Here is a 23,747-nt window from a genome sequence, read left to right on the forward strand (position 1 = left end):
GCTTACGCACCACTTCTTCCGCGCTGTGACGCTTCCTTCGCTTCTCTGACATCGCGAGTCTCCTTGAGGCCCCTCCGGGGCGGTTGAGACTCTCATAACACCTGGATCCGCTTTTGGGGAGCAGGCCACGTCGATCGACCCCGGGGTGGCGAACAGGTAGAGAGGTCCACCGACGATCCAGCAGCAGGCGAAGGCCACGCTGGCGTTGCGGTACCATGGGTCGACTTGCGACAGTTCGAGGCCGAGCAGGATCGGGATCGTTGCGAACAAGGCGTACAGGATGTAGACGCAGCTCATGTGGATCGTCCCGCCGAGGTCGTCGAAGCCGGCGTACTGGTCGAACTCAGAAATGACCAGCACATCAACGGCGCCGAGCAGCAAGAACGCCGCCGCCGTCCGCCGGCGCCAGCCGCCGAGGTCCCACAAGAAGTAACCTACCGCGCAGGCCGCCAAGCCAGCGGCAAAGGTGTTGAGGCCGTAGTCTTGGATCCAGGACTGCTTGCCGATCGCCAACTTGCTGATGGTCTCGGTGATCGGGTTGTGCTTCTCGACGACCAGCCAGCCGGTGACGTCCGTGGCGAGGACCGTAGCGCACGCGATGAGCGTAACCGTAGCTAAGGCGACCATCGCCGAAGAACGGAACCGGTCGGAAACGGGCTTGAGCATCCGTGAACTTGGGTTGTTGCTAGCGACCCCCTCGGGCAGTGGGCGAAGGACCATTGCGTGGGCCCCGCCATTCGGCGGTAGCGGGTCGGTGGGGCCAGTGTGACGCAACGCGCTGGTGAGCGGTACCCAATCCCTCACTATTGCCGCGCTCCGTCCCTACGACGAGACGCAAAAAGCCTGATGGGCTGAATCGTTCGACGCCCTCGCGGGGTTCCAAAGCAGCAGGAGGTCTAGCGGGCCGGCTTATCCTCCTAGGCGACACACCCCGACAGTGTTTCGAACATGGACACGGCGCCCGGCCCTTCATCGCACGCCATTCCAAGGAACGGCTTTGTGGGCCGGACCCCATGTTCAATAAAAGATGGCCCGCATGCGGCCGAGTACTTACACTTACGGCTTAATCTGATGGGGTTGCGCGGCGCCTCGTTGCGTCGCCTTTTTGTTTAGGAGACGTCATGCGAGTCGATAGCGTATTGCGCGGCATTCGTGTTTGTCCGTGGCTTTGTTTTGCGTTGGCTGCCGCTAGTCCCCTCGGAGCGCCCGGCGAAGCTTCCGCCGCGATCACCACTTACGCCGCCGAACACGAAATCCGTCTGAACTCTCAGCAACCCTTCACCAGCAATATCTTCCGTAATAACACCTCCAGCCCCGCCTTGGGCGCCACCCCGTATTCCCGCTCCGAAACCCAGGGCTTTGGCCAATTTGAAGTACGGGCCTCGCAAGACGTCACCGTCGCCCCCAACCGCATCCAGGTCGACCTCTCTGTCACCATGTTCGACGTTGGCGATCAGTCCGGCGGAATCGCCTCCTCCAAACTCGAACTCCGCTTTACCCTGGACGCCCCCGCCAACCTCTTCGTCAGCGGCTCTGCAACCGGTAACGATGGCCCCTTCTCTGGCGGACGCTCCCTCAGCCTCCTACCCGTCCCCGGCGGCAGCAACGACTACCTCATCGCCACCAGCGGCTTGGACGCCATCAACTACACCTCCGCCATCCCCCGCCCCATCGCTCTGTCCGCCGGCATATACGACCTTATCCTGACCAACAGCCTCGCCAACCGCGCTGTTGGCACCCGCACCAATTCCGCCTTCCTCCAGTTCTTGCCCGCCGACGACATCACCGGCGACTACAACGGCGACGGGAAGGTTGACGCGGCCGACTACACCGTGTGGCGCGACGGTAATACGTCGGACAGCAGCCCAGCCGGCTACAACCTCTGGGCAAACAACTTCGGTGCGACAGCGGCCACGCCCTCCATCGCCGTCCCGGAGCCTTCCGCGAGCCTTGTCGCAACCCTCGCTCTCACGATGCTTTTGCAATCAAAGTGGCGCCGCGGATGAACAGCCGCCGTCGGTGGATCACCCGACGCAGATTCGTCTCCAACGCAACCCGGGTCGGGTGCAGCTCAACTCAGTCCGTTTCGGATGTTCGACAGCGGCGTCGGCTTCATCGTTCGACGCACTCGGCAGGGCGGGCCGTCATCACGGAAACAATCGCGGCAAATACCGGCTGCTACTTCTAATTGTGCACGCCCGCCGGGTCGCGGAAGCGGTAACCGATGCCGCGCACCGTCTCCACCAGGTCGGCGTGGCCGGCGAGTTTCTTCCGCAGCGCCCGGACGTGGACGTCGATCGTCCGCTCGAGCACCAACGAGTCGCCGCCGAGCGCCGCGTCGATCAACTCGCTGCGGCTGAAGACGCGGCCCGGCTGGCGGATCAGCGCCTCGAGGAGGCCGAACTCGCTGGGGGTGAGGTCGAGCACTTCTTCGTTGGCCGTGACGCGGTGCCGCTCGCGGTCGACCAAGATCCCTTGGCTGACGAGGATGTCGCCCGGCTGGGTCGGGCTGGCGAGTCGCCGCAGCAACGCCTTGACGCGTTCCAGCAGCACCCGGACGCTGAACGGCTTGGCGACATAGTCGTCGACGCCGACCGAGAAGCCCGCCACTTGGTCGGTCTCTTCCCCCTTGGCGGTGAGCATCAGCACGAGCTGCTTTTTGGTGACCGGGTCGGCGCGGATGCGGCGGCAGATCTCGAGGCCGTCGATCACGGGGAGCATCACGTCGAGCACCACCAGATCGGGCGCGCGGAGCTTCGACTGGTTGAGGCCGTCTTGGCCGTCGTAGGCGACGTAGGTCTCGTACCCCTCTTGGCGGAGGTTGTACTCGAGCACGTCGGCAAGCGAACGGTCGTCCTCGACGACAAGGATCTTTGCCTTGGCCATCGTTCGGTCGTCTCTCGGAAGGGAGCGGTGGCGCCGGGGGGCGATTCGTGACGGCGAAAAAGTCGGCTACTGGCCGGTGAAGTTCGAAGCGGCCGAACCGGGGTGGGGGTCGCGGCGGTGGCGGGCGATCTCGCCCTCGACGAGGTAGATGACGTCCTCGGCGATGTTCGTGGCGTGGTCGCCCATCCGTTCGATGTGGCGCGACGCGCTGAACAGGTGCAGGGCGGGCTCCACCAAGTGGGGCGACTCGCGGATGATCTCGTAGACGCGGTCGATCACCCGGCGGTTGAGGTTGTCGACCTCGTCGTCTTGCAGGCGGATGCGTCGGGCGGCGGCGACATCGAGTTCGACGAAGGCGTCGAGCGCGTCACGCACCATCGCGATCGCCGCGTCGGCCATCCGCTCAAGGAATTCGGGCAGCGGCAGCTCAGGGAACGCCGCGATGGCGTCGTTCCGCTCGCCGATGTTGACCGCCAGGTCGGCGATCCGTTCGAGATCGCCATTGGTCTTCAGGACCGTCGCGACCCGGCGGAGGTCGACCGCCACCGGCTGGTGGAGCGCGAGGATCTTGAGGCACTCTTCCTCGATCAACACCTCGCGGCGGTTGATCTCGGGCTCGCGGGCGAGCAGTTCGTCCGACAAACCGATCCGGCGTTCGCAGAGCCCTTTGCAGGCCATCCGGATCATCTCTTCGACCAGCGCGGACTGTGCGAGCAGGTCCTGTTCGAGGGCGTCGAGGTCGCGTTCGAGGTGGATGGACATGGTGAAGTCGGCAGGCGGCGGTCGGCAGTGGGTAGGAAAAGGGGAGCGTCGGTTGTGTTAAGCAATGGACGGTGAGACCTGCCCACTGCCCGCAGCGCAACGACCACTCATCCGAACCGACCCGTGATGTAGTCTTCGGTCTGCTTCTTGGTGGGGTTGGTGAACACGTCGGTCGTCGTGCCCGCTTCGATCAGCTTGCCCTCGAAGAAGAAGGCGGTCTGGTCGCTGACGCGGGCCGCCTGCTGCATGTTGTGCGTGACGATGACAATCGTGTACTGATCCTTGAGCTCGAAGATCAGGTCTTCGATGCGCGAGGTGCTCGCCGGGTCGAGCGCGCTGGCGGGCTCGTCCATCAGCAGCACCTGCGGCTCGGTCGCCAAGGCGCGGGCGATGCAGAGCCGTTGCTGTTGCCCGCCCGAGAGGGCGAGCGCCGAGTCGTCGAGCCGGTCCTTCACCTCTTCCCAAAGGGCCGAGTGACGCAGGCAGCGTTCGGTGATCTCGTAGAGCCGCGCCTTGTTCCGCTCGCCGGCGACGCGCGGGCCGTAAGCGATGTTGTCGAAGATTGACTTCGGGAACGGGTTCGACTTCTGGAACACCATGCCGACCCGCTTGCGGAGCTCGACCACGTCGACCCGTGGGCCGTAGATGTCTTGGCCGTCGAGCGTGATCGAACCCTTTACGCTGGACTCGTCGATCATGTCGTTCATGCGGTTCATGCACCGCAACAGCGTGCTCTTGCCGCAACCCGAGGGGCCGATGAACGCCGTGACGCACCGCTCGGGCACGACCAGGTCGATGCCGAAGAGCGCCTGCTTGGCGCCGTAGTAGAAGTCGACGTCGGCGACGTTGATCTTTGCGGGGGCGTCGGCGAGCTCGTCGGCCGAGCGGCCCGGCCGCGTCGGATCGATCGCCGGCGCCTTGAGCGTTGGTTTTGGGCGTAGGTCGGTCACCGTGTTACTCATCGCTTCGGTGTTATGCTGGGTGGCGTCGGTCGCGCTGGCCGTGCCGGACCGCGTCTTGAGAGGACTCACCACTTGATCCTCCGTCCGTATTTGGCCCGTACGAGGACGGCGCCGGTGTTGAGCAAGATCAGCACGGCTAGCAGGACGACGATCGCCGCGGAGGCGAGGCCGTGGAATTCTTCCTGGGGGCGTTCGGCCCAGTTAAAGATCTGCAGCGGCAGCGCCGAGAACTCGTCGCCGAGCGATTGCGGCACAAACGCCACAAACGCCACGGCGCCGACCGCCACGAGCGGCGCCGCTTCGCCAAGGGCGCGGGCGATGGCGAGGATCACTCCGGTCATCACGCCGGGCAGCGCGGCGGGGAGCACCTGCAGCCAGACCGTTTGCCAGCGGGTCGCCCCCAACGCGTACGACGCTTGGCGGATCGTGCTGGGGACGGCGCGGAGCGCCTCTTGTGTCGAAAGGATCACGATCGGCAGCACCACGAGCGTCAGCGTCAGCGCGCCGGCGATGACGCTCCGTTCGAGCGACATCGCGCGGACGAACAGCCCGAGGCCGAGGATGCCGTAGACGATCGACGGGACGCCGGCGAGGTTCGAGATGTTGAGCTGCACGAGTTTCCGCCACCAGCTGGAATTGGCGTACTCCTCCAGATAGACCGCCGCGCCGACGCCCGTGGGGATCGACACCAGGGCGGTGATGCCGATCAGCCAGAGACTCCCGGCAAGAGCCGGCAAGACGCCCGCCTTGGCGGGGTCTCGCGACGGGAACGACGTCAGCAGCGTCCAGCTGAGCCAAGGCACCCCGTTCACCAGAACGGTCACCAGCAGCCCCACCAGCACCGCGATGCAGATGTAGGTCGCCGCCGCGCAGAGCCAGCCGAACAGACTTGAGCCGAGGTAGCTGCGTTTGATTTCGAGCGAATGGATGTCGGCGTTGCGGCTCATTCGTACTGCTCCCGCATGCGGCTGAGGATCCATTGGGCGATGAGATTCAGCGCCATGGTGCTGCAGAACAGCGCCAGCCCAACCGCGAAGATCGTGCGGTACTCGATCGAGCCAGCCGGGGTGTCTCCCTTACTGACCTGTACGATGTAGGCGGTCATCGTCTGGACACTGTCGAGCGGGTTGAGCGTCATCCGCGGCGTGGCGCCGGCAGCGAGCGTGACCGCCATCGTCTCGCCCACGGCGCGGGAGATCGCCAGCAGGAACGACGCCATGATGCCCGACAAGGCGGCGGGGACGACGACCTTGGCGGTGACGTCGTACTTGGTCGCGCCCAGGGCGAAGGCCGCCGAGCGGAGGTCACGCGGGACGCTCCGCAACACGTCCTCGCTGAGCGAGATGATCGTTGGCAGGATCATGAACCCGACGACAATACTCGCCGACAGGGCGTTGAAGATGCTGTCCGATTGAAAGAGGCTGCGGACGATCGGCGAGACCGTCGTGACGGCCAGGACGCCGTAGACGACCGACGGGATGCCGGCCAGCACCTCGAGCAGCGGTTTGACGACCTCCCGGACCGCCCGCGGGGCGTACTCGCTGAGATAGATCGCGGCGCCGAGCCCGAGCGGAGCGGCGATCAGGATCGCCCCTCCCGTCACCAGCAGGGTGCCGCACAGCAGCGGTAGGATTCCGAAGTGCTGGGGCTTGATCAGCGGCGTCCACTGCGTGCCGAACAGGAAATCGGTGAGCGGGACCTCACGGAAGAACTGCAGCGATTCAACCAGCAGCACGACAACGATGCCGATGGTGGTGAGCACCGAGATCCCGGCGCAAGCGGCCAGGAAGACGTGGATGATCGCCTCCCAACCGCGCCGCGCAATGCGACCCTCGCTCGACGAGCCGAGCGCGGGGGCGACGGTGGAATCAGTTGCCGAAGTCATAACGCCGTCCAAAAGGACGAGGGGTCACTTGGCCAAAGCCTTTTGGTACTTCTTCAGGTTCTCGGCGGCGACGTCGTCGGAGACCGCGACGTAGCCCACCTCGGCGGCCATCTCACCCGCCTTATCCAGGTAGAACTCAACAAACTCGGCGCCGGCGGGGCGGTTCAGGAGGTCGTTGCGAACATAGATGAAGAGCGGGCGTGAGAGCGGCGCGTAGCTGTTGTCACGGATTGCTTCGACCGACGGCTGCACCGGCTCGGCCTCGCCCTGGGCGACGCCCAACAGCTTGAGCTTGCCGGTGTTCTCGGCGTAGTAGGCGAAGCCGAAATACCCCAGCGAGTACTTGTCTTCTGAGACGCTGGTCACCAGGACGTTGTCGTCCTCGCTGGCCGCGAAGTCGCTGCGGCAAGATTTCGCCTCGCCGACGATCGCTTCGGTGAAGTACTCGAAGGTGCCGGAGTCGGTCCCCGGGCCGTAGAGCTTGATCTCCTCGTCGGGCCAAGCCGGATTCAGTTCGTTCCACTTCTTGACCGGGGCGTCGTCGAGCGGGCGCCAGATCGAGGCGAGTTGCTCGACCGTCAGGCTATCGACCCAGTCGTTCTCTGGGTGGACCACGACGGCGATGCCGTCGAACGCGACCGAGAACTCGGTGAACGGGACCTCCGCTTCGGTCAGCGCCTCGACCTCCGAGTCCTTGATGCCGCGTGAGGCGTCGCAGATGTCGATCTCGCCGGCCGTGAACTTCTTCATCCCGCCGCCGGTGCCGGAGAGGCCGACCGTGACGCGGATGTCGGGCCGTACTCCCCGGAACGATTCGGCGACCGCTTCGCTGATTGGATAGACCGTGCTGGACCCGTCGATCTTGATGCTCTGGGCGCGGGGTCCGCAGCCGACCGCGGCGCCGAGGACGCAGACGGCAACGAAGGCAAAGCGTTGGGTCGCGAGAGGTCCGCCTTGAGTCATCGGTCTTTCTAGCTCTCTTGAGGGGGCAGCGAAGGGGGGAGGGGGGCGCAAGCTCCTCTTCTGGTGGGCGATAGCTTAGACGCTCTTTGTGAAGGCAATGTGAAGAGATTGTGAACTGCCTGTCCGCCACGGCCCGTCGCATTGCGGTCTGTGGTCGTGGCCCAGATACCGAGGGCTCTTACCCATTCTGCCGGGCGCCGGCCGGCGGGTCGAGCCACAGCCCGTGGGCCTAACCGCAGGGCGATCGGGCGGCTATGGTGCCAGACGAGAGGGGATTGTCCCGCCACGCCGTAAGCCCGCCGCATGCCCGCCGCTGAGCCTGTCATCAAGCCCCTCGTCGAACTCGTAGGGGTCGAGAAGACCTTCCCCCGGGGGGCGACCGCCCTGGCGGGGCTCGACCTTGCGGTTGCCCGTGGCGAGTTTCTCTCCCTCGTCGGGCCGTCCGGTTGCGGCAAGAGCACCGCTTTGCGGCTGATCGCCGGATTGGCCCAGCCGACCGCGGGTCAGATTTGTTGGGCCGATGACCTCCGCAAGAGCCACGCTCGCGAGGTCTCCGTCGTCTTTCAAGAGCCGACCCTGCTCCCGTGGACCCGCGTCTGGGGGAACGTTTATCTGCCGCTCCGCTTGCGGGGCGAAAGCCGCGTCGCCGCCCAAGACCGCGTTGACGAAGCCCTCGCGTTGGTCGGTCTGAGCGATTTCCGCGACGCCTATCCCCGGCAGCTCTCGGGCGGGATGAAGATGCGGGTCGCGATTGCCCGGGCCTTGGTGACCCGCCCGAAGGTGTTGCTCATGGACGAACCGTTCGCCGCGCTCGATGAGATCACCCGTTCGCGGCTGAACGACGATCTTCTTCGGCTGTGGGGTGAGCAACGCTGGACCGGGATCTTCGTCACGCACAGCGTCTACGAGTCGGTCTTTCTATCGCAGCGGGTCGTCGTGATGTCGGCCCGGCCGGGGCGGGTGCTCGACGAAGCCGCCATCGCGGCGCCACACCCCCGCGACGAGTCGTTCCGGCGGACCACGGAGTACGCCGAGGCCTGCAGCCGGGTGTCGAGCTCTCTGCGGCAGGCGGTTGAATCGGCCGCCGCCCGCGAAGCCTGACCCGCGAAGGCTGATTGAGTCTCGACCGGCAAGCGGGCGGCTCCGGTCGTATCGCTCGTGCGGGCGAGGAGAGCTGGAGCGGCACAGGGGTTGCTCCTAAGGGGTTCGCTCCTAATTCCCCAGAGAAAGGAACCCCCTCATGTCATCCGGCACTACCAACGACGTTTTCCCCGCCAGTTTGATTGCAGCCGCCCTCCTTACTCTCCTAATAGGCGTTGCGCAGTTGATCGCGCAGGAGCCAGAGCGGTCGCCCGACACGCAGGCGGCAGTTGCCCCCGTGGTTAATAACGCCGACTCTGCGGCGATCGCCAGTGACGTTCAGGCGCCGATCTACGGATTAACCCTCGAGAAACGTGACGGCGAGCAGCCCTATATCGCGGCGGTTGAACCATCGTCGCGACCCTGGAAGGCGGGCCTCCGGGAAGGCGATTATCTCGTGGCGATCAACGACGTCCGAGAAGTTCCCTACGAAGCCTTCCTTGAAGAGACGCGGAAGATCGCCGAATCGACTTACAAGGGCGATACGATCCGCGTCGTCTACAAGCGTGGCGACCGCGAGCGAACCACCGAGTTGCCCGGCGCCGGTCGATCACCGAAGAGCCTGCGGAAGCTCCAGGAACGGTCGGAGGACGCGATTGACGAGAAGCTGTCGCCAGAACCTGAAGTGATGACGCCCGCCGACGGCCAGGCATCTGGCGCGAGCACCGAACAGGTTGAGGCGTATCTCGAACTCCTCCGTCAATCGGAGCAGGGAGAGCTGAACGCCGACGACCAACGGCGTATGAACGAACTCGGTACAGTATTTCTCGGTTCCGGTTGGCTCGGCGGCCTCGGGTACGGCGGCGGATACGGCCAACCCGCGGGTAACGCAACGACGAACGGATCGCGGTGGTACCGTCCCGGCGAAGGGGGCACGCCGACGTCGCCCACCGAGGGATCTCCCAACGAGCGCGGTCAGCAGCTTCCTGGTAGCGGCATCGGCAACGCTCCCGGCGAAGGGGTCGCGGCGCCCGGCTCAGGAATCGGCGATGCAGCGACCACTGGTCAGCAGCCTAACCCGCCCTTCGCAAGTCGTCTCGGCGCCGAAATGCAGCGGCTGCGCCAGATCCAGCAGAACGGCGGCCAACTCAACCCGGCACAGACGCGCCGGCTCGGCGCGTTGGAGCAACTGTCGTCCTTCACAGCCGCCACGAACAACACCAGTCAGAACAGCGCCGTCGGTTCGGGCGGGCAGCTCTCACCGACACAACTGCAATCGCTGCAGCGGGCGGCTCAGTCGGGCAATCTCAATGGGGCTCAACAACAACAGCTCCTGCAGTTGCAACGGCAGCAGTTCATGTCGGCGGCGGCCGCATCGGGTCCCGGCGCCAACCGCAATCTGCCCAACGGCGGGGCCGCGGCTGGAACGGCGTTTGGCGGCAACCGTAACCTGCCGGCCGGCCAGCCCAACGCAGGCGCCGCGACGGGTGGCGTCGGGACAGGCGGCGCCGGCGTCGGGACGGGAATCGGCTCCGGGGGAGCGGGCGCCGGGTCCGGCATTGGCGGCGGAGGCGCCGGGGCGGGTGCTAGCGGCGGGGCGGGCGCCGGGGGAAGCGGGGCGGGCTCTGGCAACAATTGAGCCCGAGAATCGCGCCATCCTCCCCCCTGAACCCCCCGAAAACGGACGATTCTTGCTTTTCTGCCATTTACTTGGAGGGATTTGGCCTTGAAGTCGCTACTCTCAGGCCTTGCACGGGATGGCAGTCGGGCTCAGTTGGCCCGGGAAGCGCCGCCCACCTTTTTTAAGATCACGAGATAAGTAGTAATGGCTGAAGGCACGATCAAGCGGTTGACTGACAAGGGTTTCGGTTTCATCGACACCGGCACCGGCAACGACATGTTCTTCCACCACTCGAGCGTTGAGGGTGTCGCCTACGACGACCTCCGCGAGGGTCAGAAGGTTTCCTACGAGGCCGGCCAAGGCCCGAAGGGACCCCGCGCTGAGCACGTCCGCGTTCTCTGAGCCCGGATAGCTAAGACACGAACGACTGCCGCTTCCGACCCTCGGGTCGGGAGCGGCTTTTATTTTGCGCCGAAGCCGATCGCAATCCAAAGCAGCGCTGGTCTTGCTCGATCGTGCGGGCATTCCCATTGCGCCCCTTGAGAGGGACTTGCGAGGGAGTCGCTACTTAATCCTCCTCCCCGACTCTCCCCATCAAGTGGAGGGGGATTTCTTGTCGAATCGCAATTACAGATTGCGCTCCGTCTTACTCGATTCGACGACGTCGCCGCAGTGCGGCCAGACACGCTGCAACAACTCGGGGAGCCGCGTCCAGTGCGCGACGTGGGCCACCTCCGGGCAGGTGATGTTCACCAGCTTCTCTTCGCCGTCAATCACGACCGGCGCCATGGGCCGGCTGCCGACGCGGCGCCGCACGTCGGGCGTCATTCGCAGAATGCGATCCCTCGGCGAATAAGCGTTGTAGAGTTTGCCGCGTAGCTGACGGACGCACCGCTCCCAGTCCTCGGCGTTGAGGTCCGCGGCGCCGGCGAGGAGCACCACGTCGTCGATCGTCAAGTCGGCCGAGTGGGCGTGCGCCAGCGCGTGGTGGATGACCCGCGCCCCGAGCGAGTGCCCGATGAAATTGACCGGACGCCCTTCGGCGATCTCGGCCACCAAGGCCGGGAGGCGCCGGCCAACGACCTCGGCCTTCCGTTCCATGACCTTGAACTGGGCGGCCTCGTGCAGGCCGATGACGCCGGCGTCGACCAGCAGCGCCCACGGCGTAAGCGCGTAGCGGAAGCGGGTCGCCTTGTAGGCGGCCCGCAGTCCGGCGACGGTCGCCGAGTCGCTCCAGCGGCCCGCCATCCAGCGGAGCAGGTAGCTCTCGCCCGCAACGCCGGTCTGCTGGACACGGAGTCGCGCCGCCTCGACGTCGGCGGGCGACACCATCGAGCGGTAGCCGTGCACAAAGATGTTGACGCGTGGCGCCCCGGCTTGGCTGGGATCGACGGCGATCAACGAGGCGGCGGGCACCCAACAATCATAGTGGGCATCGCTGCCTAACTACAGATGAAGAGCGACCACGTGATGTAGGCGGATTCTTGCCCATTGCAAGTCATCCGCGATGTTCCGCTTAATCCACGATGATCCGCGTCCCGCTTTTCGGCGAGGGGATTTGAACCACGACGGGCACGAAGGACACGACGGTCAACAACTGGGACCGGCTCTTTACGGAGCAATCGATGAATGGCGAGGCCACGTCGGGCGGGCCGTCGTGCTCGTCGTGTCCGTCGTGGTGAATCGCTTGTCCGTGGGCCGTGGATTACGCCATCGCCGCGACCGGCTCGTCGTCATCCATTGCGTCCATCGCCTTCGCACGCTCTAGCCAGGGGTCGAGGTCGGCGAAGAGGGCCGGCATTTCGGGGCTGAACATCTTGCCCACCAGCAGGTCCGTCAGCGGGCCGGCGTGTTGCGGGTGCTCTTGGACGAACTTGCCGACGCGGAACGAGCCCGAGTAGAAGGCGTTCACCAGTTTGCGGACCCACTTGGTCCCTTCGGCAAACGTCGGCGCCCAGGCGCCGAGCCGCTCGGCCGAACAGTCGTCCGCGCGGAGGGCGTCGACGACGCACTCGCTCGCCATGTCGGCCGACTTCATCGCGAAGTAAACGCCCGACGAGTAGACCGGGTCGATGAAGCCCCAGGCGTCGCCGACCAGCGTCCAGCCCGGGCCGGCCGCTTGCTTGGTCGTGTACGAAAACTCTTTGGCGACGGCCAGGTCGTCCATCGCCTCGGCGCCGGTGAGATACTCGGTCACGCCGGGGCAGTTGCTGAGCTCCTGGTCGAAGACCTCGGCCGGGGTGCCGCGACCCTTCAGCAGGTAGTCGCTGTCGCCGACGCAACCGACGCTGACGATGTCGTTGAATTGCGGGATGTACCAGAACCAGCACTTCTGGTCGCGGGTGTGCGAGATGATGGTTTTGACGCCGCCGCCCGACTCGTCACGTTCGCCGCCGCGGTAGTGGCGCCAGATGCCCGCCTTCTTGAGGTCGGGGTTCATCTGCTTGAGGCCTAGCCGGTTGGCGATCAAAGACGACTGGCCTGTCGCGTCGACAACAACCCGGCTCGAGACCGTCCGCTCGCCGTCTGCCGCCTTCAGCCGCACGCCGGTCGCGCGGTCGCCGTCGAAGAGCACCTCGAGCACGCGCGTTCGCTGCACGCACTCGGCGCCTTTCTCAGTGGCGTTGTCGAACAGCATCTGATCGAAGTCGGCCCGCTCGACGTGCCAGGTTTCGCTCGAGGGGTGATCGAAGTGGCTGCGGAAGAAGAACGGCTTCGACTCGCGGCCGCTGGCGTCGACGAACTGCACGCCGACCTTCTTGGCGTAGCGGCTCGCCTCGAGCTTCGGCAGCACACCGAGCTTCTCGAACGTCCAGTAGCTCTCGGGCATCAGCGACTCGCCGACATGCTCGCGCGGCAGCTGTTCGCGTTCGACGAGCAGGGTTGAGAAGCCTTCCTTCGCCACCAGAGCCGCGGCCGCGCAACCGGCGGGGCCCGCGCCAAGGACGACGCAGTCGTACGAGTCTTTCTTTGGGCTCATTGCTTGAACCACAAAGGAACGAAGGAACTAGGGAAGAGTCGATACTTCGCTTCCAATTCCTTCGTTCCCTTGTTCCTTCGTGGTTAGTAAGTCTTTAGGGGCGGACGATTTCTAGGAGTTCGACGGCGGGGCGGCCCTCTACTAGTATCCGTGCGGAGCGGCCGTAGATCACCGTTCCGGGGGCGATAGCGAGTTCTTTTGCCAGCATCGGCCCGGCGGCGATCCGCCAGAGGGCCAGCAGTTCCACCTCCCGTAACAGGTTGCTCCGTATGAGGATACGCCCGAGCGGCGTTTCGCCCAGTTCGACGGCTTGTCGGACCCTCTCAGGGAGGCCCGTCAGGTCGATCCGCATGATGCCCGACTGGACGACCCGCCCGTCGCTCCGGCGTGCGAGCAGGCTGTGGCGGGCGTAGCGGTCCGGCTCGCGGACTTCCCCAGCGACAGCCACATCGACCAGCGACTCGTGCCACGCCTCGAGCGTGACCGTCATGTGCCCCGAATGGGCCAGCAGCGTCAGATAGTCCGCCGGCAGGTCATCGGCGCCGACCGGTCGCAGGTCGCCTAGCTCCGCGGGGGGGGCGAAGAACGCCGCCGCCAAGGTGGCGACATCATCGGCGTGGGTGGCGCTCTCGGCGGCGGAGATCATGGCTCAGATCTTCTTGAATTCCGACCGGTACACCGGCTCCCCATTCTGCCGGGTGCGGCGCTCGAAGTGCGTCAGGTAGTCGAGGTCGTGTTCGCTGGGGGCGGGCTCTGGCACCGGGTGCGGTCCGTCGAGCGGCAGCGGCGTCGGCTGGGCGCGGAGCTCGTCGATCAATTCGAGCGTCGTCAGATAATACTCCTGGACGTCGGTCCAGAAGTGCAACACCCCCCCGGGCCGCAGCGTGCGCCCGACGTCGGTAAGGAACGCTTCGTTGAGGACACGTCGTCTCCGGTGGCGCGCCTTCCACCACGGGTCGGGGAAATAGACGTGCACCGCTTCGAGCGACGCGTCGGGGATCAGCTCGCGGAAGACCCGCAGCCCGTCGCCCGCGACCACAACGCCGTTGGTGCGGCCGTCGCGAATCAGGTTGGCGGCGGCGTAGCGGGCGTACTTATAGGCGATCTCGATCCCGACGAAGTTGTGCTCGGGACGCCAACTCGTCGCTTGGCGCAGGAACAACCCCTTGCCGCTGCCGATCTCAATCTCGAGCGGCCGGTCAACGTCAAACAAGCTGGCGGCGTTCTCCCACGGATTGGGGAGTTCGTCGAACTCCAGCAGCTTGCCGGTGAGGTCGAGCCCTTGATGGATGTTGCGTACGGCGCGGCGGCCCATAGAGATCAAGCGGTCAGCGGTCAGCGGTCAGCGGTCAGCAGTCAGCAGTCAGCAGTTTCTTCAGCTGATCGCTGAAAGCTGACGGCTGAACGCTCTTCAGAATTCAAACATCTCGCGGGATTCGGTCCGCCAGTCTTTGTCGGGCGGGTGGGCGCCGACGGTCAGCAGGGGCATCAGCACCACGCCGGCGACGAAGCCGCCGATGTGGGCCCAGAAGGCGACCGAAGCCTCGATGTCGGCTGGGGCGCCGAGGCCTTGCACGCCGGCGATGGTCTGGAGCAAGAACCAAGCGCCCAGCACCAAGAGCGCCGGCAGGTCGAACAGGAACGGGAAGCCGACAAAAATGAGGGTCCGCACCTTCGCGCCGGGGAACGTGACGGCGTATGCCCCCAGCACCGCGGCGACAGCGCCCGACGCGCCGATCACCGGTTGGGTGCTCATCGGGGCGATCGCCCAGTGGGCGAGCACCGCCAGCAAGCCCCCAACGATGTAGAAGAACGGGTAAACGAACCGCCCGAGCCGGTCCTCGACGTTATCGCCGAAGACCCACAGCATCCACATGTTGGAGATCAGGTGGAGCCAGCCGCCGTGCAAGAACATCATCGAAATCAGCGTCGGATAGACCTCTTCCGCTTTGGTCGAGAGCTGCACGACCATCACCTGCTTGTCGTTCAGCTTCTGTTGGGCGATCACCGGCTGCGGGTCGTTGAGCCGCGTCAGCCGTTGCGGGACGAAGCCCCGTTCGTATACCGTCTTGGCGAAGCCGCCGGGGCCTTGCTGGGTCGAGACCCAGAAGCAGATCACGTTGGCGAGGATCAAGACCAGCGTGACGATCGGCGTCCGCGCGTGCGGATTGCGGTCGTAGAGGGGGAACAGCATCGGCGCTTGGGCGGCTAGGAGCGGGCAGGGGGCTCACTCGGGCGGGGCACGCCCCTCATGCTAACCGCTCGCGAGCGGCGTGGCGTCCCGTTCCGGCGGCGGGACGCATCAAGTGGTCGAGCCACCCAGCCTTGTCGAGCCACCCAGCCCCGAGGCGCGGAGCGCCTCGACCGGGATCGGCACGCCAATCAGCTGCCCTTCGCAGACGATCCCGCTCCCGACAAAGCACTGGAAGCGGGCGCGGATCATCCGGCCGCGACGGACCTGGATCATCTGGTTGATGATGACGAGCCGGTCACCCGGGACCACCGTGCCGCGGAAGCGGACCTCGTCGAGGCCGCCGAAGCCGACCATCTCGCAGCCCAACAGGTCGTTCCGCTGGACGAAGAACGACGCCAACTGGGCGGCCGCTTCGCACATGATGACGCCCGGCATCAGCGGCAGGCCCGGCATGTGGCCGCTGACCCAGAACTCGCCGTCGGTGACGTCTCGATAGCCCGCGACCGTGTTGGTCTCGAGGTTCTCGTAGACGACGGCGGTGAGCTGTTCGATCGCGTCCCGCTGGGGGATCAGCTTGCGAATATCCTCGAGGCGCGCAAGAGGACGCTCGAAATCGAGCGTCAGCGGGTCGAGTATCGGGTCCTTGGCCGACAAGGCGGGCCTCCGATCCGAGGGGACACGGTGCGTACGAGCAAGACCAGCGGCCGGGCCGATTAGGTCTTTACCTTATGACGGCGCGACTTGCGGGGACGGCTGCACGCCGGGCGGGCGCCGTGGTTGGCTTTCTTGACTCGGCGACCTGGTTTGGCCATCGGAGGTTCCTTGACTGCTTAAATTGGTTGCCCGGTAGGCACGGAGAGCCTGCGAGACACGGATAGCAAGCCCCGCAATCTAACAGACAAAATCGCGGAGGGCGAGACCTCCCCAGGCCAGTGGCTGGGCGGCTCGCCGATTCTTATTCGGTCAGGTCCCAGGCGGTGAGCCACTCTTTGCCCGTTTGCCGCAGGTGGAACCGCTCGCGGAGCCTTTTTTCCATATCGACCAAGTGCCCAGCGCCGTAGAAAACGGCGATTGTCCGCTTACCGGCTGCGATCTCCTTGGCCAGGACGTCCATCGCGGTGCGGTTCCGCTCGTGGATAAGCGTGGTCCCTTTCTCGCCGCCGAAACTGGTGAGCAGGCCTTCGAGCTGCGTCAGCTGGCCCGCCATAGCCATCTTCATCCGCCGAGGGCGGTCGTTGGAGAACATCGCACGCATCAGGTCGAACTCGGCCGACTCGCCTTTCTGGGCCGCCTTGGTCTGTTCGGCGATCCCCTGACCGACCATCCGGAAATAGAGTTTGAGGATCCCCTCGTCGCGGGCTTCCATCGTCGCGAATAACTGCTCGGGCGACATGTCGGCGTGGACGAAGTTCGGCCGTGTGTAGTCGACGATTTCGAGCTGGTGTTCGAGGGCCAAGAGCCCCTTCATGCCGTTCTGCATCGCCCCCAGCGGGTTGTCGCTGCCGACCCGGCCCCCCCGGGGGACCACCGTCCCTTGCGGGGCGACCAGCTCATAGAGCACGGCGTCGTAGCCGCTGAAACGCCGGTTGAGCTCCTGGTAGTAGTCGTGATCGCCGACGTGGATCGCCCCCACCAGATCGACCCGCACTGGCGCCGACGCCCCCGGCGGGGTCCCTTCGTAGCGGCCGATGGCGGTCTGCAGGTTGGTGACCTGGCCGGAGTCGTCCCGTTGGGAACGGACCCACTCCTCGTCGGCCAGGCCCGCCTCGAGCGGCTTGGCAGGGAGGGCGGCCGCGGGGCTCGGCCGCTGGGCCGATGCGGACGCCGCCAGCGCCAGCACCGCCAGCGGCGTCGTTACGGCGATTATTTGAAGGCCTCGGCGTTCGATTCGCACAGCAAACCTCTGGTTCGTGCTAGCGGAGCGGGAGCTCCCTCTGTTTCTACCACTCTACGCGGTAGTGGCGGAAAAAACGCGGTCGGTCTTTGATCGCTCGCCCCAGAGAGCGGGGGGCTTGGCTGTCGGTAGGACCGAAAAAACCGGCAAGGTTTGCCACTGCTCCTCAACTGTTGCGACCGGCCTCACCGATACGAATAGCACAGAAAGAACCGGGAGCCGCCGCGTAAGCGACGTGCGCCTGCCCTTTTCGCGACTTAATCCGAGCGAAATAGCCCGTGCTGAGGAAGCCGATGTCCGCCTCGCGAATTTGCCTACTGGCAGCCACCGCCCTCGGTGGCGTTTTGACGCCGACCGCCTCTTGCTGGGCGCAAGCCTACGGAGCCGCGGGAATCGTTGAACACAACGACCTCCGCTGGTTCGAGCCCGTTGAGCTCGACATCGATGGCCAGATGCCCCGCCGCGACGCGGGGTATTTCGCGTCGATGGACAAGCTCTACTGGGCGACGATCAACCCCAAGGTCGAGATTGGCCACGAGGGCCTGACGGTCGATAGCGAGCGGATCTACCGGGCGCCGAGCAACCCCTTGGCGCTCTTGGCCCTCCAGCAAGTCGAAGCGCTCGACTTCATCGACAACCTGCAAGAAAACCTCGAATACAGCGGCATCCAGTTCGTGATCGCCAACACGAAAGGAACGGATTCGCTGTCGGATGACGTCACGATGACATTCAATACCGCGCCGTTTGCGACGGTCGCTCAGCTCGAAACCGCGATTAGTGATTTCAATAATCTCCAAGCTAACATTGACGCCAACTTACAGGTGCGTGTTGGTGGCGAGCCGACTCCCTACCAAGTACGCAACGGCATCCGCGACGCGCTGCCCGACGCCGGCTTCGCCTGGGGTGAGCGGTACGCCTTCGGGTACAGCGACGGCGAGCGGGGCTGGATGGTCGAGATCCTCGATGGCCCCGAGTCGACGGCCGGCGGCACCTGGGGCGCCGGCGAGGCGGGGCCCTACACGAGCCAGTCGGGCACCGACGTTTATGGTCCCGACCCCTACTTCCTCAGCGATCTGCAGGATGACAACGGCGACGGCATCGGCGACGGTGACGGCGAGCTTGGCGCGGTCGACCTCTTCGCCCTGGGCTTCGGTAGCGTGGCGGTGAACTTCAACCTGCCGACCCCCGACTTCCTCGACGGGTACCGCGACTACTTCGACAACTCCGCCGGCGTCGGCACGACGACGGGCCCGATCATGTACGTCGGCAACTACGGTACCGTAGAAAGCGATCTGAGTGTGGTTGACATTGGGAACAACCCCGGCGCCACGCGTGTCGAGATCGATGACGCCATCATCGCTATCCAAGACTACGACGATGAGGCGAGCGATCCGCCAACCGTGGACCCGAACGAGACAGCACTCGACTCTTTGTTGGCCATCATGCTCAACGAGGTCAACTCCGCGGGTACGATCATCGGAGGTCTCGATGAAGAGGACCAAGTAACACTCGGCATCTTCTTCGGGAACGCCCTCAATTCGATTGCCGCCTTGCAAGCCGCTCAGAATGTGCTCGCAGCGGCGAACGCCGGGATGGTCCCACCGAACCAGCTCGACGGCCAGATCGCGGCCGTTAACAACGCCCTGGTCGCCTTCAATGCGGCATTGGCGGGGATCGTCCTCGAAGTGGAGGACGGCGCGGGCGGCAACAACCAAAACGTCAACGTCAACGAACAGGTCCGCCAGCCGGACGATCTTGACGGCAACGGGCAGGCGGGCGTCTTCCGAGTCCTCGCTGACATCGACGGTGACGGCGTCATCGAGCCGGGTGAGATCATCGGCATCATCAACAACTTTGGCGACCTGCACACCTTCAACGTCTTCTTCGATCAGGTGACGGTCCGCAACCGGACCGAGATCGACGGCGTCGAGCTGATGCGGATGCATGAGCTCTCGACCCGTCACAAGATGCAGCAGGGCCGTTGGGACGACCTCCGACTGACCTACGGCGTGCGGTTCCTCAGCGTCAGGGACGAGTTCTACTTCCGCGGCTTGGGAAGCATCCTCGGCCGGACGACGGTCGAGACCGATCTGCAAAATCAGATCGTCGGCCCCCAAGTCGGCTTGAAGTGGACCCGCCGCGACGGTCCCTGGAACTTCGTCCTCGAGGGCCGCGGTATGATGGGCTACAACATCGTCGATGCCGACCAGTATGGGATCTTCGGCGAAGAGGCGATCCCGGGCGCCCTCAACCGCTCGGCAGTGGCCCGGACGACCACCAGCGTCGATGGAGATCGCTTCGACGAGTTCTCGCCGGTCGCCGAGTTGCGTGCTCAGCTGCAGTACCGGATCGCCGAATCGATCTCTCTGCAGGCTGGATATACCGCCAAGTACGTTGGCAACATCCACCGCGGTAGCACGGCGACCGCGTGGAACGCCCCCGACTTCGGCATCTATGACCGCAAGGGCGACCTGTTTACCAATGGTTTGACTTTCGGCGTCGAGCTGCGGCACTAAGCGGCTACGTCGCCGAGCCACGGCGAACTCATGGATGACGCTTCCAAACGGGGGGCGGGCCAAAAAACGGCCCGCCCCTCTTTTTTTTGCGCCCGGTTGGATCCTTTCTTCGCCGGTTGCCCCCTTTTTGCGCCCGGCTACGGAGCGCGTGCGGATTAAGCCGGCCGCAGGGGCGGGGCCGCGAGATTCTCGCTGCTAGCAGCGAAACAAGCTCCGGGATGCCGCGTAGGAACGGACGATTCCAGGCTGAAGAGCCCCCCGCAGTCAGCTCGCCGTCTGCGGCCATCCGCATGCAACCGCTGGATATTGCCCAAGCCATCCAGTTTAATGCGCCTCCCGAGCGACTGCCGATCCCACGCGACGCGTGGGGGGCAAGGCCTGTCCGCACGAAGAGAACGCCGTGACCAACTACGACCCTGCCGCTAATTACGGGCTGACGCCCGACATCGTTGACCTGGTGGGCTTGCTACGCCAGCGCGCCACAACGATGCCGCTGCAACGCGCTTTCACCTTCCTGGTTGATGGGGAACAGCAGCGCGAGCATTTGACCTACGCCCAGCTCGACGCCCGCGCCCGGGCGATCGCCGGGTACCTCCAGCGTCGCGGCCTGTCGGGCCAGCGGGCGCTGCTGCTGTACCCGTCGGGGCAGCAGTTCATTGCGGCGTTCTTCGGGTGCCTCTACGCGGGCGTCGTCGCCGTGCCGGCCTACCCGCCCCGCCGCAACCGCAACCTCGAGCGGATCCGCTCGATTATTGGCGACTGCCACCCGCGGATCTGCCTGACGACCGACGACGTGCGGTCGCGGATCGAGCCGCTGCTCTCCGAGATGCCCGACCTGGCGGAGCTGGAGTGGAAGTGCACCCGTGAGCTCGGCGAGGACGACGCCGCCAACTGGCGCGACCCGGCGGTCGAGCCCGCGACGCTGGCGTTCCTGCAGTACACGTCGGGCAGCACCGGCATGCCCAAGGGCGTGATGGTCAGCCACGGCAACCTGCTCCACAACACGAAGCTGATCTCGCGCTCTTACCAGGCTTCGCCCGACGGCGTCGGTCTGACGTGGCTCCCCCTGTACCACGACATGGGGCTCATCGGCGGCATCCTTCAGCCGATTTACTTCGGCCGGCCGACGCACGTCATGACGCCGACCCACTTCCTGCAAAAGCCGTTGCGCTGGTTGCGGGCGCTGTCCGACACCGGCGCCACCATGAGCGGCGGGCCGAACTTCGCTTACGACCTCTGTGTCGAGCGGATCACCGACGCCGAAAAGAAGTCGCTCGACCTCAGCCAATGGCAGATCGCCTTCAACGGCGCCGAGCCGGTCCGGGCCGAGACGATCGCGCGATTCACCAAGGCGTTCGCGCCGTGCGGCTTCCGCCCCGAGGCGATTTACCCCTGCTATGGCCTCGCCGAGGCGACGCTGATGGTGACGGGGGGGGACAAATGGCTCCCGCCGCCGATCCGTTCATTCGACACCGCCAAGTTGAACGCCGGCGTCGCCCAGGCGGTCGCTGACGGCGCCGAGGGGTCGGTGCGGTTGGTCAGCTCGGGGCACTGTGACCGCGATCAAGAGATGGTGATCGCCGATCCCGAAACCCTGGCCGAACAACTCCCCGGCCACGTCGGTGAGATCTGGGTCCGCGGACCTAGTGTCGCGCAGGGCTACTGGGGCCGTGAGGACGCGACCAGCGAGACGTTCCGCGCCCACCTTGCCGACGGGCGTGGCCCGTTCATGCGTACCGGCGACTTGGGTTGCCTGCATGTCGGCGACGATGGCAAGGCCGAACTGTTCGTCAATGGCCGTCTGAAAGACCTCATTATCCTTCGGGGCGTCAATCATTATCCGCAAGACCTCGAGGTCACCGTCGGGCAGTCGCACGACGATTTGCCGGTCGGCGCAGGAGCGGCGTTCGCCGTCGGCTCCGACGGCGCCGAACAACTGGTGATCGTGCAGGAAGCCGGCCGCAACCGCGACGCCGACTTCGACGAGGTCTGCGCCGCGATCCGCAGCCAGCTCGGCAAAGTCCACGAGGTCAGCCCGCGCGAGGTGGTGCTGATCAAGCCGAACTCGATCCCCAAGACTTCTAGCGGCAAGATCCAACGGCACGCCTGTCGTCTCGCCTACGAGGCGGGCGAGCTCGACGTGGTCGCCCTCGGCAAGCCCGACGGCTCGGTCGAAGTGCTCCGTGACCGCCGCCGCCGCGATCCGATTCAGCGTTTGACATCCGAGCGCAAACCCAAGGCCAACACGCCGCCGAAGCCGGAAGGCGCCGGTCTAGCCCCGGCAGGCGACATCGCCCCGCGGGTGATGGACGTCGTCCGGAGCGTCGCCCAGGAGCGGGCGGTCAACCTTTCGCTCGACACCGACATCGCCGGCATGGGGCTCGATTCGCTCGAGCGGATGGAGATCGTCGCCGCACTCGAACAAGAGTTTGGTGGCCGATTCACCGAAGAGGCGATCCTTTCGATGGAGACCTGCCGCGACGTGGTCGCGCAGGTGCAGGTCTGCCTCTTGAACGAGCTCTCCGGGGGTCTGCCGGGGGAGTCCAATGGCGTGCCGACCCCGCAGGCCCCGCTACGCGCGGACCTACCCAACGGCCAACCCGTCAGCGCTCCCCCCACGACCCCGGCGACCCGGGCGACTTCGCCCAATGAGGTGCCGGCGGCCGACTACCTGTTCGCCGAGTCGCCCGAGTACCGGCGTCTGAAGCAGACGATGGAATTGGCGACCGCTTCGGGGCTTAAGAACCCGTACTTCTCGCAGCACGAGGGGATCACCGCCGACACCACCACGATCGGTGGCAAGCAGTACGTCAACTTCTGCAGCTACAACTATCTCGGCATGTCGGGCGAGCCGTCCGTCATCGACGCCGGTCAGCAAGCTCTCGAACAGTTCGGCGCGAGCACCTCGGCCAGCCGGGTCGTGTCGGGCGAGAAGACGATCCACCGCGAGCTGGAGAAGGCGATCGCCGACTTCATTGGTGTCGACGACGCCATCATCATGGCGAGCGGTCACTGCACCAACGAGTCGGTCATCGGCCACCTCTTCGGGCCGGGCGACCTGATCTTGCACGACGCGCTGGCGCACAACAGCATCATCCAGGGCTGCAAGCTTTCCGGCGCGTTGCGGCGGGCCTTCCCGCACAACGACGCGGACGCGTGCGGCAAGCTACTGGAGCAGTACCGTCACGAGTACCGCCGGGTGCTGATCGTCATCGAAGGCGTCTACAGCATGGATGGCGACTACGCCGACATCCGCCCCTTCGTCGATCTGAAGGAGAAGCACAAGGCGTACTTGATGATCGACGAGGCGCACTCGATCGGCACCATGGGCCCCACCGGCCGCGGGATGAGCGAGTTCTGGAGCGTCGACCCAACCCGTGTCGACCTCTGGATGGGAACCATCAGCAAGGGCCTCGGCAGCTGTGGTGGCTACATCGCCGCTCGGCGTGAGATCATCGAGTATCTCAAGTACACGGCGCCGACATTCGTCTTCTCCGGCGGCGTCTCGCCGGCGAACACGGGGGCGGCTCTCGCGGCGCTGCGGCTCTTGGACGCCGAGCCCGAACGGGTCGCCAAGCTCCACTCCAATTCCGAGCTCTTCCTGACGCTCGCCAAGAAGGCGGGTTTCAACACCGGCCCGGCGCATGGGACGGCGATTGTGCCGATCATCACCGGCGACTCGCGGTTGGCGCTCGCCCTGTCGATGGGCATGTTCGAGCGGGGCGTCAACGTCCAGCCGATCCTCCACCCGGCGGTGGAAGAGGCGGCCGCCCGGCTGCGGTTCTTTATCACCTCGTCGCACACCGAGGAGCAGATCCGCCAGTCGATCGACCTGCTGGTCACGGTCCGCGACGAAGTCGTAAAAAAAATCGCCGCTGCAGGTCCGGTGGCAATAGCCCCCATCGAGCGGGGCGAAACGATGATGGCTGCCTCGACCGGCACGCCGACCCCGGCCTGATGAGATCGCCGGATTAGGTGGGTGCTATAATTGGGGGTACTCCCGG

The 23,747-nt window shown here is 65.4% G+C and carries 21 protein-coding genes; 6 read left to right on the forward strand and 15 right to left on the reverse strand.

Translation table 11 applies throughout. The features are described 5' to 3' along the window. Window positions 1-666 (reverse strand): DUF998 domain-containing protein (locus Pla108_RS17585; RefSeq protein WP_231934546.1); only part of this gene is annotated, 666 nt, incomplete at its 3' end. A 512-nt stretch (window positions 667-1,178) separates the two neighbouring features. On the opposite strand from Pla108_RS17585, the gene Pla108_RS17590 reads away from it, so the two are divergent. Then, window positions 1,179-2,006, forward strand: coding sequence for a hypothetical protein (locus Pla108_RS17590; RefSeq protein ID WP_146446290.1), 828 nt, complete (start codon window positions 1,179-1,181; stop codon window positions 2,004-2,006). 178 nt (window positions 2,007-2,184) lie between these two features. Here Pla108_RS17590 and Pla108_RS17595 read toward each other — a convergent pair whose 3' ends face one another. From Pla108_RS17595 to Pla108_RS17620, 6 genes are all read right to left on the reverse strand, one after another. Next, window positions 2,185-2,886 (reverse strand): response regulator, encoded by a 702-nt coding sequence (locus tag Pla108_RS17595; RefSeq protein WP_146446291.1) that lies wholly within the window; start codon window positions 2,884-2,886, stop codon window positions 2,185-2,187. A gap of 66 nt (window positions 2,887-2,952) precedes the next feature. After that, window positions 2,953-3,648 (reverse strand): phosphate signaling complex protein PhoU, encoded by a 696-nt coding sequence (gene phoU, locus Pla108_RS17600; RefSeq protein ID WP_146446292.1) that lies wholly within the window; start codon window positions 3,646-3,648, stop codon window positions 2,953-2,955. 107 nt (window positions 3,649-3,755) lie between these two features. Then, a complete protein-coding gene (pstB, locus tag Pla108_RS17605) occupies window positions 3,756-4,679 on the reverse strand; it encodes a phosphate ABC transporter ATP-binding protein PstB (RefSeq protein WP_231934547.1) in 924 nt (307 codons plus the stop codon). Continuing rightward, a complete protein-coding gene (pstA, locus tag Pla108_RS17610) occupies window positions 4,676-5,557 on the reverse strand; it encodes a phosphate ABC transporter permease PstA (protein ID WP_146446293.1) in 882 nt (293 codons plus the stop codon). Before pstA ends, pstB begins: the two co-directional genes overlap by 4 nt. Then, entirely contained in the window at window positions 5,554-6,495 is a 942-nt protein-coding gene (pstC, locus tag Pla108_RS17615) for a phosphate ABC transporter permease subunit PstC (protein WP_146446294.1), read from the reverse strand. The genes pstA and pstC overlap by 4 nt, the downstream gene beginning before the upstream one ends. 24 nt (window positions 6,496-6,519) lie before the next feature. Continuing rightward, entirely contained in the window at window positions 6,520-7,458 is a 939-nt protein-coding gene (locus Pla108_RS17620; RefSeq protein ID WP_146446295.1) for a PstS family phosphate ABC transporter substrate-binding protein, read from the reverse strand. A gap of 303 nt (window positions 7,459-7,761) precedes the next feature. Here Pla108_RS17620 and Pla108_RS17625 point away from each other — a divergent pair, with 303 nt between their 5' ends. The 3 genes from Pla108_RS17625 (at window position 7,762) to Pla108_RS17635 (ending at window position 10,561) form a co-directional block, all read left to right on the forward strand. Next, window positions 7,762-8,559, forward strand: a complete 798-nt coding sequence (locus tag Pla108_RS17625; RefSeq protein WP_146446296.1) for an ABC transporter ATP-binding protein — start codon at window positions 7,762-7,764, stop codon at window positions 8,557-8,559. A gap of 139 nt (window positions 8,560-8,698) precedes the next feature. After that, entirely contained in the window at window positions 8,699-10,177 is a 1,479-nt protein-coding gene (locus Pla108_RS17630; protein ID WP_146446297.1) for a hypothetical protein, read from the forward strand. A gap of 186 nt (window positions 10,178-10,363) precedes the next feature. Continuing rightward, entirely contained in the window at window positions 10,364-10,561 is a 198-nt protein-coding gene (locus Pla108_RS17635; RefSeq protein WP_146446298.1) for a cold-shock protein, read from the forward strand. A gap of 225 nt (window positions 10,562-10,786) precedes the next feature. Here the strand turns inward: Pla108_RS17635 and Pla108_RS17640 are convergent, their stop codons facing one another. The 8 genes from Pla108_RS17640 to Pla108_RS17670 all read right to left on the reverse strand — a co-directional run bounded on the left by Pla108_RS17640 (window position 10,787) and on the right by Pla108_RS17670 (window position 17,227). Then, a complete protein-coding gene (locus tag Pla108_RS17640; RefSeq protein WP_146446299.1) occupies window positions 10,787-11,575 on the reverse strand; it encodes a DUF726 domain-containing protein in 789 nt (262 codons plus the stop codon). Between the two features lie 289 nt (window positions 11,576-11,864). Beyond that, entirely contained in the window at window positions 11,865-13,139 is a 1,275-nt protein-coding gene (locus Pla108_RS17645; protein ID WP_146446300.1) for an NAD(P)/FAD-dependent oxidoreductase, read from the reverse strand. Window positions 13,140-13,233: 94 nt separating this feature from the next. Next, the gene (locus Pla108_RS17650) at window positions 13,234-13,785 is read right to left on the reverse strand and encodes a hypothetical protein (RefSeq protein WP_146446301.1); all 552 of its coding nucleotides are present in this window, start codon (window positions 13,783-13,785) and stop codon (window positions 13,234-13,236) included. A gap of 3 nt (window positions 13,786-13,788) precedes the next feature. Next, entirely contained in the window at window positions 13,789-14,454 is a 666-nt protein-coding gene (gene trmB, locus Pla108_RS17655) for a tRNA (guanosine(46)-N7)-methyltransferase TrmB (RefSeq protein WP_146446302.1), read from the reverse strand. A 96-nt stretch (window positions 14,455-14,550) separates the two neighbouring features. Next, complete coding sequence (locus Pla108_RS17660) at window positions 14,551-15,333, reverse strand: rhomboid family intramembrane serine protease (RefSeq protein WP_146446303.1); 783 nt, start codon at window positions 15,331-15,333, stop codon at window positions 14,551-14,553. Window positions 15,334-15,441: 108 nt separating this feature from the next. After that, window positions 15,442-15,987, reverse strand: a complete 546-nt coding sequence (locus tag Pla108_RS17665; RefSeq protein ID WP_146446304.1) for a 3-hydroxyacyl-ACP dehydratase FabZ family protein — start codon at window positions 15,985-15,987, stop codon at window positions 15,442-15,444. A gap of 59 nt (window positions 15,988-16,046) precedes the next feature. After that, complete coding sequence (locus tag Pla108_RS21675) at window positions 16,047-16,145, reverse strand: 50S ribosomal protein bL37 (protein ID WP_390615985.1); 99 nt, start codon at window positions 16,143-16,145, stop codon at window positions 16,047-16,049. A 143-nt stretch (window positions 16,146-16,288) separates the two neighbouring features. Further along, window positions 16,289-17,227: a hypothetical protein gene (locus Pla108_RS17670; RefSeq protein WP_146446305.1), complete on the reverse strand. Its 939-nt coding sequence runs from the start codon at window positions 17,225-17,227 to the stop codon at window positions 16,289-16,291. A gap of 293 nt (window positions 17,228-17,520) precedes the next feature. On the opposite strand from Pla108_RS17670, the gene Pla108_RS17675 reads away from it, so the two are divergent. Further along, the gene (locus tag Pla108_RS17675) at window positions 17,521-19,743 is read left to right on the forward strand and encodes a BBP7 family outer membrane beta-barrel protein (RefSeq protein WP_146446306.1); all 2,223 of its coding nucleotides are present in this window, start codon (window positions 17,521-17,523) and stop codon (window positions 19,741-19,743) included. Between the two features lie 400 nt (window positions 19,744-20,143). Continuing rightward, a complete protein-coding gene (locus Pla108_RS17680) occupies window positions 20,144-23,701 on the forward strand; it encodes an aminotransferase class I/II-fold pyridoxal phosphate-dependent enzyme (RefSeq protein WP_146446307.1) in 3,558 nt (1,185 codons plus the stop codon). The last annotated feature ends 46 nt before the right edge of the window (window positions 23,702-23,747 follow it).

The organism is Botrimarina colliarenosi, assembly GCF_007859955.1.
GTDB classification, from domain to species: Bacteria; Planctomycetota; Planctomycetia; order Pirellulales; family Lacipirellulaceae; genus Botrimarina; species Botrimarina colliarenosi.

What these genes read in the sequence shown, in the direction of transcription:
- Pla108_RS17595 (WP_146446291.1), bottom strand. Translation starts at nt 2,886, where the DNA reads ATGGCCAAGGCAAAGATCCTTGTCGTCGAGGACGACCGTTCGCTTGCC.
- phoU (WP_146446292.1), bottom strand. Translation starts at nt 3,648, where the DNA reads ATGTCCATCCACCTCGAACGCGACCTCGACGCCCTCGAACAGGACCTG.
- pstA (WP_146446293.1), bottom strand. Translation starts at nt 5,557, where the DNA reads ATGAGCCGCAACGCCGACATCCATTCGCTCGAAATCAAACGCAGCTAC.
- pstC (WP_146446294.1), bottom strand. Translation starts at nt 6,495, where the DNA reads ATGACTTCGGCAACTGATTCCACCGTCGCCCCCGCGCTCGGCTCGTCG.
- Pla108_RS17620 (WP_146446295.1), bottom strand. Translation starts at nt 7,458, where the DNA reads ATGACTCAAGGCGGACCTCTCGCGACCCAACGCTTTGCCTTCGTTGCC.
- Pla108_RS17625 (WP_146446296.1), top strand. Translation starts at nt 7,762, where the DNA reads ATGCCCGCCGCTGAGCCTGTCATCAAGCCCCTCGTCGAACTCGTAGGG.
- Pla108_RS17630 (WP_146446297.1), top strand. Translation starts at nt 8,699, where the DNA reads ATGTCATCCGGCACTACCAACGACGTTTTCCCCGCCAGTTTGATTGCA.
- Pla108_RS17635 (WP_146446298.1), top strand. Translation starts at nt 10,364, where the DNA reads ATGGCTGAAGGCACGATCAAGCGGTTGACTGACAAGGGTTTCGGTTTC.
- Pla108_RS17645 (WP_146446300.1), bottom strand. Translation starts at nt 13,139, where the DNA reads ATGAGCCCAAAGAAAGACTCGTACGACTGCGTCGTCCTTGGCGCGGGC.
- Pla108_RS17650 (WP_146446301.1), bottom strand. Translation starts at nt 13,785, where the DNA reads ATGATCTCCGCCGCCGAGAGCGCCACCCACGCCGATGATGTCGCCACC.
- trmB (WP_146446302.1), bottom strand. Translation starts at nt 14,454, where the DNA reads ATGGGCCGCCGCGCCGTACGCAACATCCATCAAGGGCTCGACCTCACC.
- Pla108_RS17660 (WP_146446303.1), bottom strand. Translation starts at nt 15,333, where the DNA reads ATGCTGTTCCCCCTCTACGACCGCAATCCGCACGCGCGGACGCCGATC.
- Pla108_RS21675 (WP_390615985.1), bottom strand. Translation starts at nt 16,145, where the DNA reads ATGGCCAAACCAGGTCGCCGAGTCAAGAAAGCCAACCACGGCGCCCGC.
- Pla108_RS17675 (WP_146446306.1), top strand. Translation starts at nt 17,521, where the DNA reads ATGTCCGCCTCGCGAATTTGCCTACTGGCAGCCACCGCCCTCGGTGGC.